The sequence below is a fragment of the Metabacillus indicus LMG 22858 genome, from assembly GCF_000708755.2.
GTDB lineage: Bacteria > Bacillota > Bacilli > Bacillales > Bacillaceae > Bacillus_P > Bacillus_P indicus.
Genome location: NZ_JGVU02000001.1, coordinates 66,833 through 82,251, shown reverse-complemented (window position 1 = coordinate 82,251; position 15,419 = coordinate 66,833). Strand labels below are relative to the sequence as shown.

The following is a 15,419-nucleotide window of genomic DNA, read 5'->3' as shown; positions in this document are numbered from 1 at the left end:
AATCCCCCTCTGCAGTTAGTCATTTCATACATTCTTTTCAAAAAACGTTAAGGAGATCTGTTCGTTTACGATGACTTCTTTCACTTTCTGAAATCCATTCTTTTCGTAAAATCTTACTGCCGGAGTATTTCTTGAACCCGTTGAAACGATGATTCTTTTTATCCCTTCCTGTCTTTCAGCATAACTCAGAAGGCTCTGGGCAATTCCTTTTCGAAAATGGCCAGGGTCTACGATCAAACGATGGATATCCATTTCTTCATTTTCTGTTTTCATAGCCAGTGCCCCGCATAGCTTATTTTCTGAATAATAGCCATAAAAGCATTCTCCGCATCGCTGCAGGGTATCAATTGTATCTTTTAATGGAGGTATGTCATAAGAGCCAATTAAGTTTGCCTCGACTTTATAAGAAGGGATTTGAATACTTAATACTTCCTCAGCTGTTTTTCTGTTTGTAATATCCATTTTTATAATCATGTTAATCCCCCATTCAAACGATGGCTCCCTTGTCTATTTCCATTTTATCACATCTCCGCATCCGCCAGAGTCAGATGAACTTAATTGTCCAAATTCATCACTGAGAGCGTGTGCATATTTTAAAAAAAGCAAAAAAAAGGCCTCCTGCACCTGCAGGAAGCTCTGATTTGTTATCCAAGAATATGATAGCCTGAATCAACATGAAGATTTTCTCCGGTCATGCCGCGTGCAAGGTCACTGAACAGAAACAGCGCAGTGTCGCCGACTTCTTCAGGAGTCGTTGTGCGGCGGAGCGGGGCACGCTCTTCAATGTCCTTAAGGATCGAGTTGAAGTCGCTGATGCCTTTTGCTGAAAGGGTGCGGATCGGGCCTGCAGAAATGGAATTCACGCGGATGCCGTCTTTTCCGAGGTCGCTCGCAAGGTAACGCACGCTTGCATCAAGCGACGCTTTTGCTACACCCATTACATTGTAATTCGGAAGAACTCTTTCTCCTCCAAGATACGTAAGTGTGACGATGCTGCCGCCTTCTGTCATCAGGCCTCTTGCCGCTTTTGCAACAGCCGTGAGGGAATAAGAGCTGATGTTGTGGGCAAGCAGGAATCCGTCACGTGTAGTGTTCATGTATTCTCCGCTTAATTCCTCTTTATGGGCAAACGCGATACAGTGCGCAATGCCGTGAATAACGCCAACCTCATTTTTAATCGCTTCAAAACATGTTTCAATCTCCGCGTCGTTTGTCACATCGCACGGCAGAACGATTGAATCGCTGCGGTCAAGCGTCTCAACCAGATCACGCACCGATTTTTCAAGGCGTTCCCCTGCATATGTAAAAATAAGACGCGCTCCGGCTTCGTGCAGAGAACGTGCAATTCCCCAGGCAATGCTTCGTTTATTTGCGACGCCCATTACGACAACATTGCGTCCAGCTAATGATAAGTTCATTTGGAATCCTCCCGATTAATACATGTTATTAGTACCTGGTTATAATTATAGCATGTAATTGATGCGGGAACAATCTCGCGCTGATTTCTACCCCAAATACTTCTGATAAATTTTCCTTGCTTCAGCCTGGTCTTTTGTGCCGTGAATAAGCGCACGGCCGTCGCGGAAAACAACCACCCGGTTTTCACCTGCCTGAAAAGAGAGCAGATACGGATTGGCCGTTATCTTTTGGGCCGCCTGTTCCAGCTGGTTGGCGAGACTTTGAAAATCCAGGCTCCGGGCTTCTGCGGGCCTGATCTGAACGGTATCTCTTCCGCATAAAACGGATGTCTTCGCACTTTTGTCCCCGGTCAGGTATGGATAGATCGGATTTTCTCCGCACGAAGGACATGATGGATTTTTCACTTTGGCAACACTGATTTTGCTGAACTGATTCCGCCAGACATCAAAGGAAAGAATCTCTCTCCTCATCGCTGATTTTTCTCCAGTCAGCCACTTAAACACTTCTGCGGTCTGGTAAGAGGCCGTTATTTGAACGGCAGGACTGATGATTCCCGCTGTATCGCACGTCTGGCCTTCCATAGGAATCTGCTTGAGCAGGCAGTTCAGACAGGGGCCTTCCCCAGGCAGAACCGTATAGGTCAGACCGTAGCTTCCGACACATGCCCCGTAAACCCAGGGAATTCCCTGCTTCAAAGCAGCATCGTTGATCAGCATGCGGGTTTCAAAATTATCCGTCGCATCCACGATCATATCCGCATCATGGCAGTATTCAAAGATGGAAGCCGCCGTTACATCTTCAATAATGCCCCTGACTATTACCTCACTGTTAATGGAGGCAAGTCTCCGTTCAGCAGCTGCGGCTTTTGGAATCCGTTCTTTTGCATCCTGCTCTGTATAGAGCTGCTGGCGCTGAAGGTTGCTCCACTCGACGTAGTCACGGTCTACAATCGTCACTTTTCCGGTTCCGCCCCGTACCAGCATTTCAGCGTTAGCTGTGCCGAGTGCACCGGCTCCAATGACGAGCACATGGCTGTCTATGATTTTTTTCTGGCCTTCTTCCCCAATAGGGGCGAATAATTGCTGTCTTGAGTACCGTTCCATTTAAGTTGTGATCATTCCTTCTTCAGGACTGCTTGCAACAGCATAGGATTTAACAGGAATACGGCCTGCTTCATAACTCAGTCTTCCTGCTTCGACCGCAAGCTTCATGGCTTTGGCCATCTTCACGGGATCTGATGCTCCGGATACAGCCGTGTTCAGCAGTACACCGTCAGCGCCGAGCTCCATCGCTTTCGCTGCATCAGCTGCAGAACCGATTCCTGCGTCGACAATAACCGGCAAGTCAGTCTGTTCGATAATAAATGAGAGATTGAGAGGGTTGATGATTCCCTGACCTGATCCAATTGGCGATGCTCCGGGCATTATGGCGTGGACACCTGTCTCTTCAAGTTTTCTGGCAAGCACAACATCGTCCGACGTGTAAGGAAGAACAATGAATCCTTCTTTTACGAGTTCCGCGCTTGCTTTAAGCGTTTCCACAGGATCCGGCAGGAGTGTTTTCCAGCATCCAATCACTTCTACTTTTATCATATCACACAGACCTGAAGCTTTAGCGAGCTTTGCAATCCGAACCGCTTCCCCGGCCGTTTTGGCGCCTGCCGTATTAGGAAGGAGTGTGTATGCCGTCAAATCAAGCTTCTCAAGCAAGTCCGGCTGAGACGGCTCGAATATATTCATCCTGCGGACAGCAAACGTCAGGATCTCCGCTTCTGAAACTTCAGCCGCTTTCTTTTGAATGTCAAAAGACGGATATTTGCCTGTTCCAAGAAGCAGCCGTGATCTAAACGTTTTCCCTGCAATTTTCAACATATGTCATCCTCCTCCTACAAAATGAACCATTTCAAGAACATCACCATCTTTTAATATCACGCTGTCATAGCTTTCCTTATCTAGGATTGTTTCGTTATGTTCAATCATGACCGTTTTATGGCTCAGCTGATAAAATGCCAGAAGATCTTCCATTGTCTTTATGTGCGGATCCAGTTCAGCTGTGCTGCCGTTCAATCTGATTTTCATGATTTCACCTCTGTACCCCGATTTAATCCAAACTCTCTTGCATATTCAGGCTTGACCTGACGGCTCAAAATCAAATCCCTGACCATTTCGCCAGTTTTAGGCGCAAGCAGAATGCCGTTCCGGTAATGTCCTGTTGCGGCATAAAGATTCTTCATGCCTTCATGCTTAAAAATGTATGGTTTCGCATCGCGCGCTGCCGGCCTCAGTCCGGCCCAGGCTTTTTGAAAAACACTCTTTTTCATGCACGGCATAATGGAGACAGCCTTCTCCATCAAGGAAGCCATCCCTTGTATTGTAGGCTCTGCCCTCCAGTTCCCCTTCTCCATCGTCGCGCCGATGACGATGCTCCCGTCAGACTTCGGCACAAGGTAACAGCTGTCATGAAAGACAGTTGATGCTAAACGGAACCCATCCGGCATGACGGAAAGACATTCGCCTTTAACAGGATGAACAGGAGCTGAGATGCCTAATTCCTCAAACAGCGGGCCGCTCCATGTCCCGCCTGTAATGACGAGAGCTTCACAAAAATGAGTCTCTCCTGCAGCGGAAATTTCATAATGAGAAGGCTCTGCCCGCATGCGTCCGGCTGCAGCTCCTTCAAATATGGTTCCTCCGTTTATCTGTACCGCCCTTGCCAGCGCACGGCAAAGAGCGGGAGGGGAAACCTGGCCGTCTTTTGCAATGAACAGTCCTCCTTGCAGATACTCTGTCAGGTTCCTTTCTTTCTTCAGGACAGACTCCCTTGAGAGCCACTCAACATCCGGTTCATTCAAGGCTCTGTCTTTTAGGGAAACAGCTTCCTCAGCCGTCATGGCAAGTTTGAGCATCCCATTATAAACGAGCTGAATGTCTATGCCTGTTTCTTCAAGCAAATCGGCTGCAAGCGCGGGATAAAGAGCCCCGCTCTCTTCTGCAAAACGGAAAAACGCATCTGCTTTTTCCGTTTCTGTATGAGCACCAAGCATGCCTGCTGCAGCGGATGATGCCCCGCAGCCAATCTTTCCTTTTTCAAATATGGCTACTTTCAGGCCTGCCTTTGACAGAAAATAGGCAGACATCAAGCCGATGACTCCTCCCCCGACGATGCCGGCATCATAGAATGTCTTCATCCGCCGTTCCTCCTTTCAGCTTTCGTGCAAGCTCTTTTGCCGCATCCACAGGTTTGTCTGCTGAAAACACGTAGGACATGACTGCTGCTCCTGCGACTTTCAGCTTTTTCAGTTCCGGCAGCACATCTGGAGCGACTCCTCCAATTGCATAGACAGGGATGGATACAGATTCGCAAATTGTTTGAAGAAATGAAATTCCTTTCGGCTCAAGGCCGTTTTTTGAATCTGTCTGAAATACATGTCCGGCAATCAGCCAGTCTGCCCCATCCTTCTCCCGATCTATTGCCTCTTTTACTGAATGAACCGAACATCCTGCGCCGAGGTAAGGGTAGTGCTCTTTAACAAACTTTACAGGCAGCCCATGTGCCGGAAGCTGCACTTTTGCCAGTCCCGAGCGTACGGCCGCATCCACCCTGCCGTTCATGATCAGCTTTGATTTTGGAACACCCTTGCGCGCAAGAATCTCCACAAGCTCCGCCAGTTCGCCGGCTGACCTGTCTTTTTCTCTTATATGGATGGCATCCGCATATCTATGTACGTCTGCGAGAATTGAAATCAGCAAATCTGAAGAATGCTTTCCATCCGTTACAAGGTGCAGCTTCATTTTTGCAGCTGCAGAGAATCTGCACGGCCCCACGCTTCAAGGTTTTCAGCCATATCCCAAAAGCGGTATTCATACATAGAGCTGATCAGAAAATGTTCTTTCATCATCACACGCTCATGAGCGCTTGCTTTTTCAGCCAGCTCATCAAAACGGTTCACCTGTTCAAGGACAAGCTCTTTAAACCAGTCGCCATGATAGGTCTCAATCCACTTTTCATAGACGGCATCTCCAGGCTTGCAGTCCTTCAGGCGCTCTCCCACTTCGTAATAAAGCCAGTAGCACGGCAGCAGCGCAGCAATGATTTCACCGAGATTTCCAGTCGCTACCGCGCGGTACATATGAGACGTATAAGCATATGCTGTCGGCGCCGGCTTAAATTCCGCACGCTCTTTCTCCGTAATACCGAGCATTTTTGAAAACTGCTGATGAAGGGAAAGCTCTGCCTCATAGGTCCCCTGAGAATGAACGGACATTCTGAACGTTGTATGCAAATCCGGGGCCACTGCACCGGCAAACGCCTGTACTTTGGCAAAGTGGGTCAAGTAATACGAATCCTGCATCACGTAAAATTTGAACTTTTCTTTTGAAAGTGTCCCGTCACCGATTCCTTTTACAAAGGGATGGTGAAAGCTACCTTCCCACCATTCATTCGCGTACTCCCTGCATTCTTTTGAAAATTGCATGACATATCCTCCATTTCTTTTTAAACAGCAAAAAACCACTTTTCGCATAGAAAAGTGGTGTATGAAATAGACCATTACACCACTTCCCTACGCTGGTGTTAACCAGATCAGGTTCTGAGGGTCTCGGAGTCACACTCCGATCTCAGCCCTTCAAAAGGGCTCCCCTAGCGGTTCATCGTATAAAATTTTCTGAATGTTTTACATGCCCATCATACCACGATAAAAATATCTTTCAAGGCTTTTGCAGGAAATTTCTGCTTAATTTTTGTGAAACTCAAGCTCCTGCCTCAGTTCATCGATATATTCGGAGGATCCCGTTAAAATCAGCAGATCTCCCCGTTTCAGCTCCGTATCGCCGTGAGGAACAATCGACTCATTCTCCCGGAAGATCCGGACAAAAATGACGTCTCCGGTAAACGGGAAGCTTCTGAGAACCATTCCATCATAGCGTCTGTTGTTCATTTTGATTTGATAAAGGGCAGATTCGCTGTGCGTCAGGATTTTCATGATGCCCGGCGCTTCGATCAGAGCTCTGAGCAGGGTTTTGGTCGAGAGCAGAACAGAGAACACGTCAATGTTCTTTGCTTTCAGCTGCTCATCAAGCAGAGGCGAAGCAATACTTGCAATGACCCTTTCGACCTCAAGCTCTTTTGCCATCAGGGCAATTTCCGCATTCGCATCCTCATCGCCAGTTGCTGCAATAAGGATGTCCGAATCAAATACACCTTTATCCTGAAGCGTCTCAATCGAATAATCGTCCAGCTCTTCAATTTGAAAAAGAGATTCGGCAATCTGCTGTTCGTTTTTATCAACATGCGTATGATAGATGATTGTTTCATACAGATTCGGATTCAGTTCTCTCGTTACCGGAAGCGTCATTTGATTGGCTCCTATGAAAGCAACCTTCAGCTTTTTCTTTGAACCGAGTTTTTCAGGGAAAAGCTTTTTAAATCCAATCGGCGTAAAGATGCTTGTCAGAACGGCCGTCAGAATGAGAGCTCCGGACATCTGCGAGTCAATGACATTGACACGTTCTCCGATCGTGGCTGCGGCGATAACAAGCGACAGAGTGGATGTCAGCAAAAAGCCGGCAGCAAGAGTCGTTTTCGTATCGTACCATCTTTTTAGAAGATAAATCGGCACAATTTTTGAAATGAGAAGCGCTATAAATAAGAGCGGAATCAGCATCAGGATTTTAGGGTCCTTAAAAAGCGACCAAATATCAAGGTCCACTCCAACCATGACAAAGAAAATCGGGATCAGAAATCCGTACCCGAACGAGTCCATCTTCTGAACCATTTCTTTATTCGGGGAAAGAAGAGATACGAGCACGCCTGCTAAAAAGGCACCGAGAATGTTTTCTGCACCAATCGTTTCTGAAAGCGCAACAAGAACAATAATGAGTGTGAAAACAGCTCTTGTCCCAATTTGAATCGTGCCTTTAGAGAGCGTTTCAATAAAGGATCTGCTCTGAAAGGTTTTGCCTATAAAGTAAAGGGCGACACCAGCTCCGAACAAAATGAGCATCAGCCACATATTCGTATTTTCCCCGCCGTAAATGGAAGCAAAAACTGCAAGCAGAATCATTGTCACCAAGTCCGCAATGACGGCGACAAGAAGGATAATCTGCCCGATGTTCGACTTCATGATGCCTGCATCCTTAAGCGTCGGCACGACCACACCGAGTGAAATGGTCGAGATGATCAGCGTCATCAGGAATGCATTTTCTATAAATCCGATCAGGACAAACAGATAAGAGAGCAGCAGGGAAAGAATAAAGATGCCGGCAAATACGAGTAAAGAGACCACGAATGTATTCGGCGCCTCTTTTCCGGATGGCAGCACCTCTTTCTTCCTGCCGCCGATAAACGCTGTGAAATCAATTTCAAGACCGCTCAGAAACATGAGAAAAATAAATCCGAGCATAGACAGAGTTTCAAGCCACATATCCTGCTGAACAAGGTCAAACCCGCTTTTGCCGATCACAATCCCGATAATAATTTCTGCTACAACGACCGGCATCACCTTTATTTTAAAGCGGTGCAGGATGAGCGGAGTGATAAAAGCTGCAAGAAGGACAATGACAAGTGATGAAAAAGAAGCTCCGTGCAAGGTTTTTCCCTCATTTCTGTAGTTAAATTAAGTACTGCATAAACATAGTGGCCATTCCAAAATAAATAAGGATGGAAATAATATCATTAATCGTCGTAATAAAAGGGCCTGATGCAACGGCCGGGTCGACCTTCAGCCTGTGCATAATAAGAGGCACAAACGCTCCCGCAATTGTCGCAACAGTCAGCGTGGCAAGAATGGATAATCCGACAAGCAGGCCGAGATACAGATCGTGTTTCCAGAAATACACGACGCCTGTTACAAGAACACCGCAAACAGCACCGTTGATTAAACCGGTTCCCGCTTCACGGGCGATGATTTTAAAGTTACCTTCTTCTTCATCCCCCATGGCAATTCGGCGGACGGCAACTGCCAGTGCCTGCGTGCCTGTATTTCCTGCCATACCGGCAATCAATGGAATAAACACAGCAAGGATCGCTACCTTATCAAGTGTTTCTTCAAACTGCCCGATCAGATTGGCTGTCAGCATCCCGAGAAACAATAGAATCACGAGCCATGGCAGTCTTTTTTTAGCAGCAGAGAGAGGACCTCTGTCAATAGAGTCTACATCCGAAACCCCTGCGAGCTTTGAGTAGTCATCAGACGCTTCTTCATCAATAACGTCCACAATATCATCAACTGTAATGATCCCGAGAAGGTGATTTTGAAAGTCAACAACAGGCAGCGCCAGAAAGTTGTAATCCCGCATTTTCCGGGCAACTTCTTCCTGATCTTCCCCCACACTGACGGAAAAGACGCGCTCGCTCATGATCTCGCCGATCATCACATCATCGTCACTGACTATTAAATCTCTGAGGGAGATAACTCCCGCAAGGTGCTTATCTTCGTCAATCACATACAGATAATAGATGGTTTCAGCATCTGGAGCCTCATGCTTAAGAATATGCATCGCCGATTTGACGGTCTGATTCGCCTGAATCGCAATAAACTCCGTCGTCATGATACTTCCTGCAGTAAACTCTTCATAATGAAGGAGCTCACGGATTTCCTTCGCTGCTTCATCGTCCATAATGGTCAGGTAGCTTGCCACCTGATCTTTGTTAAGCTCATTCAGAACATCTACTGCATCATCTGCATACATGTGTTCAAGCATTTGCGAAGCAAACCTTGGATCCATTTCTGACAGATACATTTCGTAGTTGTATTCTTCATCTTCAATATTTTCAAACAGGGCAGCCATCTCTTCTGGAGACAAATACTGATAGACCCTTGAACGCTCTTCCTGTTCTAGCTTTACGAACATTTTTGCCTGGTCGTATGGATGCTGCTCTAAAAACAGCGAGCGAAAACCGTCAAAGTCTTCATTCTCAAGTGCAGTCAGAACCGTTTCTGTCTCGATGACAACTTTTTCTTTTTCTTCTGACATAAAGAATCTCCTCCTCTCCCTGTCTCTAAATCACCGGGAAATCAAAATGTCATCAAATTGTGATACAAATCGTCTATTCGCTGTGAACATGCGCCGGTAAGGCATTCTGCAGTCTTCACAACCGTTTTTTCATTGTGATAAGGTATCATGTTTTTGACTGATTTACAAATGAATCCTTTGCAAAACCGTCAATTTTCGCTAAGATTGTAAAAGATGATTTTCGCTTGCAAGCTAAGCACAAACCATATAATGACTGAAAGTACAAGAAAGGGATCCCGTATGAACACAGATAAATCCCCACAGCAGCAATTGGATTACACGCTGATTTTTATTATGTTTTTAATGGCACTGACCAGTGCCGTAGCCATAAGCAGTGCCCAGCCTACTTTACCCGAAAAATTGCAGAATATAAACTTTGCGTTTCTGCAGCTCAGATGGTACATCATCGGTATTATCGCCGTCATTGGAACGATGATTATCGACTTTGACCGCTTCAAGCAGCTCTCATGGTATTTATATGGATTTGGGATGCTTTTGCTCATCGGCCTTGAAATTCTTCCGCCGCCGATTGTAGAGCCGATCAAAGGTGCCACAAGCTGGTACACACTTCCCGGAATCGGAAACTTCCAGCCTTCTGAATTAATGAAGATCTTCATGATTATTGTGCTCAGCAGAATTATAGCAGATCACAGGGAGAAATACGCAACCAATACAGTGAGAGACGACTTGCTCCTATTAGGTAAAGTATTTGCAGCAGCCGCACCTCCCATACTCCTGCTGATGAGACAGCCGGATACAGGGATGACAATGGTTTTTTGCGCCATCATCGGATCACTGATCCTCGTTTCTGGCGTGAAATGGAAAATCATCCTCGGCTTCGTTTTTTCAGGTGCTGCCGTTTTCGCCATGGGAGTCGGCATCTATTTTGCCTTCCCGAGTTTTTTCAACACATATATTCTTGATACAAACTCGTACAAGCTGGACCGGATTTACGGCTGGCTGAACCCTTATGAATACTCAAACGATATTGGATTTCAGCTGATTAAATCGCTCCTTGCCATCGGCTCCGGAGAATTATACGGCAAAGGCTATCAGCAGCTGGAAGTATATCTCCCTGAAGGACATACGGACTTCATCTTTGCCATCATCAGTGAGCAGTTCGGCTTCATTGGCGGAAGTGTTGTCATTTCCCTGTTTTTCCTTCTGATCTACCGGATGGTTCACATTGCACTTGAAAGCAACGATCCGTTCGGAAGCTTTCTTTGTACAGGCGTTATCGGCATGATCACATTCCAGGTTTTCCAGAATGTCGGCATGACCGTCGGCCTCCTGCCGATTACAGGACTTCCGCTCCCGTTCATCAGCTACGGGGGAAGCTCGCTTGCCACTTATATGATTGCCATTGGAATTGTGCTGAATGTCCGGTCAAGAACGAGAAAGTATATGTTTGATTAACCCGCTTGCATGAGCGGGTTTTTCTTTATAATGGGATGCAATTGTGCATTTAATGGAAGAATAAAGCCAGATGCTTTTTTGATAAGATGAAGAAAAGAGAAAAGTAAGGAAGTGGCAGGTGTGAAGCTCGATATTATCGGAGATGTACACGGATGTTTTGATGAGTTTAAAAGCTTAACGGAAAAGCTCGGGTATGACTGGACCGGCGGAATTCCGCTGCACCCTGACAGGAAGCTTGCATTTGTCGGGGATCTTGCTGACAGGGGACCTAAGTCGCTTAAGGTTATTGAAACCGTTGTGGCTTTAATAGAGAATCAGGCAGCGTATTATGTGCCCGGCAACCACTGCAATAAACTGTACCGCTACATGCTCGGGAACAAAGTCCAGGTCGCCCACGGACTCGAAACTACCGCGGCCGAGCTTGAGTCCCTGGAAGAAGAAGAACGAAAACAGATCTATTCAAGCTTCATGAACCTTTACGAACAGGCTCCTCTCTATCAGGTGCTGGACGGCGGAGCACTTGTCATTGCCCACGCCGGGATCCGGGCAGATTACATAGGAAAAACGAACAAAAAGGTCAAGGAATTTGTTCTTTACGGAGATATAACAGGCCAAACAAACCCTGACGGCACTCCGGTCAGAAGAGACTGGGCAAAGCTGTATCGCGGAAAACCCCTTATCGTGTACGGACATACGCCGGTGCGCAAAGCCAGATTCGTCGGGAACACAGTCAACATCGACACCGGGGCAGTATTCGGCGGAATGCTGACAGCCCTCAGGTACCCGGAAAAAGAGACGGTGACTGTGCCATCTTCCATGCCTTACGTTGAAACACGTTTCAGGGAGCTGGACGGGGCGGAGTGAGGGGGTGTTGAAGAGCCATTTCAGCAATCCAAACTCTTATCAACCCACTAACTGCCTCTTTTTCTAGCAAGATCTTGACCATTTTCCAGTTGATTCGCGTCCCTGAATTCTAGAATCCTATCTCCCACTATCAAAAAACCGCCGTCATAATCGACGGCGGTTTTCTTTCAATTATTACCCTCTTAGCAATTCCTGCATATCTGCTGGAATCTCCGCTTCAAACGTCATTTCCTTCTCAAAAAGCGGGTGAAAAAAGGAAAGCATTCTGCTGTGCAGCGCCTGTCTCCGGATCAGGTCCCTGCTCCCTCCGTAGAGGCTGTCTCCGCAAAGCGGGTGCCCGATGTAAGCCATATGCACCCGGATTTGATGAGTCCGGCCGGTTTCAAGCCGGAGAGTTACAAGGGTGTACTTTTCCGCAGAAGACAGCACCTGATAATGCGTAACGGCATGCTGCCCGTCTTCCTGCACAGTCCGCTCGATGATGCTTTCCTCTTTGCGTCCGATCGGTGCATCGACGGTTCCGCTCTCCTCTGTCAAAGCCCCTTCTACTAAAGCGGCATATGTCCGCTTAATGCTTCCCTGCTTTTGCATGGATGAAAAGAGGGAATGGGCAAAGCGGTGCTTGGCGACAAGCATAAGTCCCGAAGTATCTTTATCCAGGCGGTTCACAGCATGAATGGTTGCAGCGATTCCGTTTTCACTGTAATAGTCCAGCAGGCCGTTTGCAAGGGTTCCGCCCGGGTGCTCTCTGGACGGAATGGTGGGTACAAACGGAGGTTTGTTGATAACAAGGCACCATTCGTCTTCATACACAATATCAAGATTCATTTTTTCCGGAACGATGCCCGGGCTTGGCTCTTCAGGAGGAAACATCACCTTCAGGTCATCTCCGGCAGATAGCGAGGCGCGGACGGTCGCATGGTCCCCGTTCAGCAGGATGCTTCCGCCTGCAAACTTGATATCCGTTAAGGCACGCTTTGAAATTTTTTTCTCTTTCAGATAGTCTTTGATGGTTTTGCCTTCGTCTTCAGAAGGAACTGTCCATGATAATAAAAACGCGTCCACAGGCATGTCACTCCGTTATAAATGAATCGCGGACACGCTTCCAGAACGGAAACGGCCTGAACCGCGCAAATCTGATTTTTTCGTTTGCCACCCTGCACTGAATCGATTTTACATCTTTGTGGAGAAGAGTTAAGTGATCGATTGTGATTTGAAAATCCACATCGTTAACCGGCTTCAGCAGACATGTGTGATGGTCCGGCAGCACAAGCGGAGAGCCGACCGTTCTGAACACTCTGTTGTTGATGGAAGCCATTTCAGCCACTTGAATGGCAGGGATAGAGGGATGGAGGATGGCTCCACCAAGTGCTTTATTATAGGCTGTCGAGCCGGATGGCGTTGACATGCAGAGCCCGTCTCCTCTGAACGTTTCAAAAAGCTGCCCTTTGATTTCTACATCCATGACAAGAGAGCCTTCTATGGCCTTCACTGTGCATTCATTGAGAGCAAGGTATCTTGCTTCGCGTCCGCCGTCATTATGTCTGATGATGACCTCAAGAAGCGGGTATTCCACAACCTGATAAGGCGTTTTGGCAATGGCGATCACAAGCTTTTCAATTTCATCAGGGACCCAGTCTGCATAGAACCCGAGATGTCCCGTATGCACCCCTACAAAAGCCGTTTTATCAAGTCTGCTTCGGTATCTGTGAAACGCATACAGGAGCGTTCCGTCTCCTCCTACAGAAATCACGATATCAGGCTTGTCCTCGTCATACTCAAGCTGAAAGTCCATCAAATAGGCCTTCATTTTATGCATCAATGTATTAGATACCGTGTCACCTTTAGATGTCACTGCAAATTTCATAGCAGCATGCCCCTTTTTTCATCATTTATCATTCTTGTCCGTTTTTCTTGAAAAAATGACTTGTGCATCCCTTATCTCCCCGCGGATCTTAGACATCTCTTCATCCAGCAGAAAGGCAGCCTCCGCAGAGCTTTTCAGCCTGATTTTAATATCCTCCGGAAAATTCCCGCTGTATTTGTAATTCAGGGAATGCTCAACAGTAGCCCAGAAGTTCATCGCAAGCGTCCGGATCTGAATCTCCACAAGGATGCTCTTCTCCCCTGAAACCGTCTGGACAGGATACTCAGCCACAACGTGATAGGAGCGGTATCCGCTTGCTTTTTTCTGTGTAATGTAATCCCGTTCTTCAATGATCTTAAAGTCGTTCCGCTTCCTGAGCATCTCCACAACAATTTTAATATCATCAACAAACTGGCACATCATGCGGATGCCTGCAATGTCCTGCATCTCGCGTTCCAGAGCGTCAAGCGGAATTTCTTTTCTCTTCGCTTTATCCAGAATGCTCGCGATTGGCTTCACCCTGCCTGTAACAAATTCAATTGGGGAATGCGTCCCTTCTAACTCATACTGAGATCTGGTTCCTCTCAGCTTTACTTTCAGCTCATCCACCGCCTGGCGGTACGGAGCTAAAAACACTTCCCAGTTTCTGCCGATCATAACCTTCCCCCTTTTGTAAAAAACGAAGCTGCAGCATAGACTGCTTTTGTTCTCTCTTTTAAGAAAATCCCTTATGTATCAATCTTCTAAACCGAATGTTTCTACTGCTCTTCTTTCCATTTCTTCCCCGTAGTTTGCATTTCCTTTAATGTTTTCAAGAAGGGCTGATAATTCATCATGAAGATCTTTAAGCTCAATCGTCAGACCATTTACCGCCAAATATGCCGGCATGCTGCTGTCGAGTGTTTCTTTAAGCTCCGGCCAAACCTTTGAAGGAAGATTAGCGTAGATGAATTCTTCTTGATGATCCAATATGTATATAAATGAAAGCTGATCCGAATCTGCAAGCACCTGGCCCATTGCTGCAAGTCCTGCAAGATCTGACTCTTCAAATGGCTGTGCCTGAAAAATCATCCGGTCATTTTCGCGTACTGCCCCTGTTACTTCAATTCTCTGTTTCATAGCAATCTCCTTCCAAATCAATTCCACGTCTATTCTAACATATTCCCCCTTTACATGATAAACATTGAAAACCCGTTTTTTAATTGCGATAATGGAAGAAGATATTGTCAGATCTGAAAGGAACATCGTATATGACCCAGGAAATTGAAATTGAATATAAAAACCTGCTTACAAAACAAGAATTCGACAGATTGACCGATTTTTTCGGCTTTACAAAAGATGCATTCAAATTACAGGAAAACCATTACTTTGACACCCCCGACTTTCAGCTGAAAGCAAGCGGGGCGGCCCTTCGCATCCGTTTTAAAAACGGAAGCTATGTGCTTACACTGAAAGAGCCTGCAAAAATCGGACTGCTTGAAACACACCAGCAGCTGAACAAAGAAGAAGCAGAAGGGCTGCTGAATTCGAATGAACGGCTGAAAGAGGGAACCATTACTAGACAGCTCCAAAACCTCGGAGTCAATTCAGATAATTTGAGATTTTTCGGCACGCTGTCCACCTCAAGGGCTGAAAAAAATACGGATGAAGGCTTAATTGTGCTTGATCACAGCCGATATTTAAATAAAGAGGATTACGAAATTGAAGTTGAAGTGACACATGCGGAAGAGGGATTTCGTTCTTTTCAGAACCTGCTTGCCTCTCACCAGATTCCGGTTCGCAAAACCCCTAATAAAATCAAACGTTTTTACGACCAAAAACTTCTGACGGAAAACAAGTAA

The 15,419-nt window shown here is 46.5% G+C and carries 17 protein-coding genes and 1 riboswitch; of the genes, 3 read left to right on the top strand and 14 right to left on the bottom strand.

All coding sequences use genetic code 11. The features are described 5' to 3' along the window. Positions 1-24: 24 nt before the first annotated feature. From AZ46_RS00410 to mgtE, 10 genes are all read right to left on the bottom strand, one after another. Complete coding sequence (locus AZ46_RS00410; protein WP_029282557.1) at positions 25-474, bottom strand: GNAT family N-acetyltransferase; 450 nt, start codon at positions 472-474, stop codon at positions 25-27. Positions 475-644: 170 nt separating this feature from the next. Then, the gene (gene fabI, locus AZ46_RS00405; RefSeq protein ID WP_029282559.1) at positions 645-1,418 is read right to left on the bottom strand and encodes an enoyl-ACP reductase FabI; all 774 of its coding nucleotides are present in this window, start codon (positions 1,416-1,418) and stop codon (positions 645-647) included. Between the two features lie 87 nt (positions 1,419-1,505). Then, positions 1,506-2,522 carry a thiazole biosynthesis adenylyltransferase ThiF gene (locus AZ46_RS00400; RefSeq protein ID WP_029282561.1) on the bottom strand — a complete coding sequence of 339 codons (1,017 nt, stop codon included), beginning with the start codon at positions 2,520-2,522 and terminating at the stop codon, positions 1,506-1,508. After that, positions 2,523-3,290 carry a thiazole synthase gene (locus tag AZ46_RS00395; protein WP_029282563.1) on the bottom strand — a complete coding sequence of 256 codons (768 nt, stop codon included), beginning with the start codon at positions 3,288-3,290 and terminating at the stop codon, positions 2,523-2,525. It lies immediately after the preceding gene. A gap of 3 nt (positions 3,291-3,293) precedes the next feature. Further along, the gene (gene thiS, locus AZ46_RS00390) at positions 3,294-3,497 is read right to left on the bottom strand and encodes a sulfur carrier protein ThiS (RefSeq protein WP_029282565.1); all 204 of its coding nucleotides are present in this window, start codon (positions 3,495-3,497) and stop codon (positions 3,294-3,296) included. Next, positions 3,494-4,606 carry a glycine oxidase ThiO gene (gene thiO / locus AZ46_RS00385; protein ID WP_029282566.1) on the bottom strand — a complete coding sequence of 371 codons (1,113 nt, stop codon included), beginning with the start codon at positions 4,604-4,606 and terminating at the stop codon, positions 3,494-3,496. Before thiO ends, thiS begins: the two co-directional genes overlap by 4 nt. Then, positions 4,590-5,210, bottom strand: a complete 621-nt coding sequence (locus tag AZ46_RS00380) for a thiamine phosphate synthase (protein WP_029282569.1) — start codon at positions 5,208-5,210, stop codon at positions 4,590-4,592. The genes thiO and AZ46_RS00380 overlap by 17 nt, the downstream gene beginning before the upstream one ends. After that, positions 5,207-5,893 carry a thiaminase II gene (tenA, locus tag AZ46_RS00375; RefSeq protein WP_029282570.1) on the bottom strand — a complete coding sequence of 229 codons (687 nt, stop codon included), beginning with the start codon at positions 5,891-5,893 and terminating at the stop codon, positions 5,207-5,209. The genes AZ46_RS00380 and tenA overlap by 4 nt, the downstream gene beginning before the upstream one ends. Before the next feature lie 67 nt (positions 5,894-5,960). Beyond that, positions 5,961-6,069: riboswitch (TPP riboswitch) on the bottom strand. A gap of 82 nt (positions 6,070-6,151) precedes the next feature. Next, positions 6,152-8,005 carry a monovalent cation:proton antiporter family protein gene (locus AZ46_RS00370; RefSeq protein ID WP_029282571.1) on the bottom strand — a complete coding sequence of 618 codons (1,854 nt, stop codon included), beginning with the start codon at positions 8,003-8,005 and terminating at the stop codon, positions 6,152-6,154. 22 nt (positions 8,006-8,027) lie between these two features. After that, complete coding sequence (mgtE, locus tag AZ46_RS00365) at positions 8,028-9,392, bottom strand: magnesium transporter (protein WP_029282572.1); 1,365 nt, start codon at positions 9,390-9,392, stop codon at positions 8,028-8,030. 279 nt (positions 9,393-9,671) lie between these two features. On the opposite strand from mgtE, the gene AZ46_RS00360 reads away from it, so the two are divergent. Both AZ46_RS00360 and prpE read left to right on the top strand, forming a co-directional pair. Next, the gene (locus AZ46_RS00360; protein ID WP_029282573.1) at positions 9,672-10,847 is read left to right on the top strand and encodes an FtsW/RodA/SpoVE family cell cycle protein; all 1,176 of its coding nucleotides are present in this window, start codon (positions 9,672-9,674) and stop codon (positions 10,845-10,847) included. A gap of 120 nt (positions 10,848-10,967) precedes the next feature. After that, on the top strand, positions 10,968-11,711 hold the full coding sequence (gene prpE / locus AZ46_RS00355; protein WP_029282574.1) for a bis(5'-nucleosyl)-tetraphosphatase PrpE: 744 nt from the start codon (positions 10,968-10,970) through the stop codon (positions 11,709-11,711). Between the two features lie 174 nt (positions 11,712-11,885). Here prpE and AZ46_RS00350 read toward each other — a convergent pair whose 3' ends face one another. From AZ46_RS00350 to AZ46_RS00335, 4 genes are all read right to left on the bottom strand, one after another. After that, positions 11,886-12,776, bottom strand: coding sequence for an RluA family pseudouridine synthase (locus AZ46_RS00350; protein WP_029282576.1), 891 nt, complete (start codon positions 12,774-12,776; stop codon positions 11,886-11,888). Between the two features lie 7 nt (positions 12,777-12,783). Further along, the gene (locus AZ46_RS00345) at positions 12,784-13,578 is read right to left on the bottom strand and encodes an NAD kinase (protein ID WP_029282577.1); all 795 of its coding nucleotides are present in this window, start codon (positions 13,576-13,578) and stop codon (positions 12,784-12,786) included. Between the two features lie 21 nt (positions 13,579-13,599). Next, positions 13,600-14,235: a GTP pyrophosphokinase gene (locus AZ46_RS00340; protein WP_152554693.1), complete on the bottom strand. Its 636-nt coding sequence runs from the start codon at positions 14,233-14,235 to the stop codon at positions 13,600-13,602. Positions 14,236-14,313: 78 nt separating this feature from the next. After that, the gene (locus AZ46_RS00335) at positions 14,314-14,697 is read right to left on the bottom strand and encodes a UPF0738 family protein (protein ID WP_029282579.1); all 384 of its coding nucleotides are present in this window, start codon (positions 14,695-14,697) and stop codon (positions 14,314-14,316) included. Between the two features lie 131 nt (positions 14,698-14,828). Here AZ46_RS00335 and AZ46_RS00330 point away from each other — a divergent pair, with 131 nt between their 5' ends. Beyond that, positions 14,829-15,419: a CYTH domain-containing protein gene (locus AZ46_RS00330; protein WP_029282580.1), complete on the top strand. Its 591-nt coding sequence runs from the start codon at positions 14,829-14,831 to the stop codon at positions 15,417-15,419.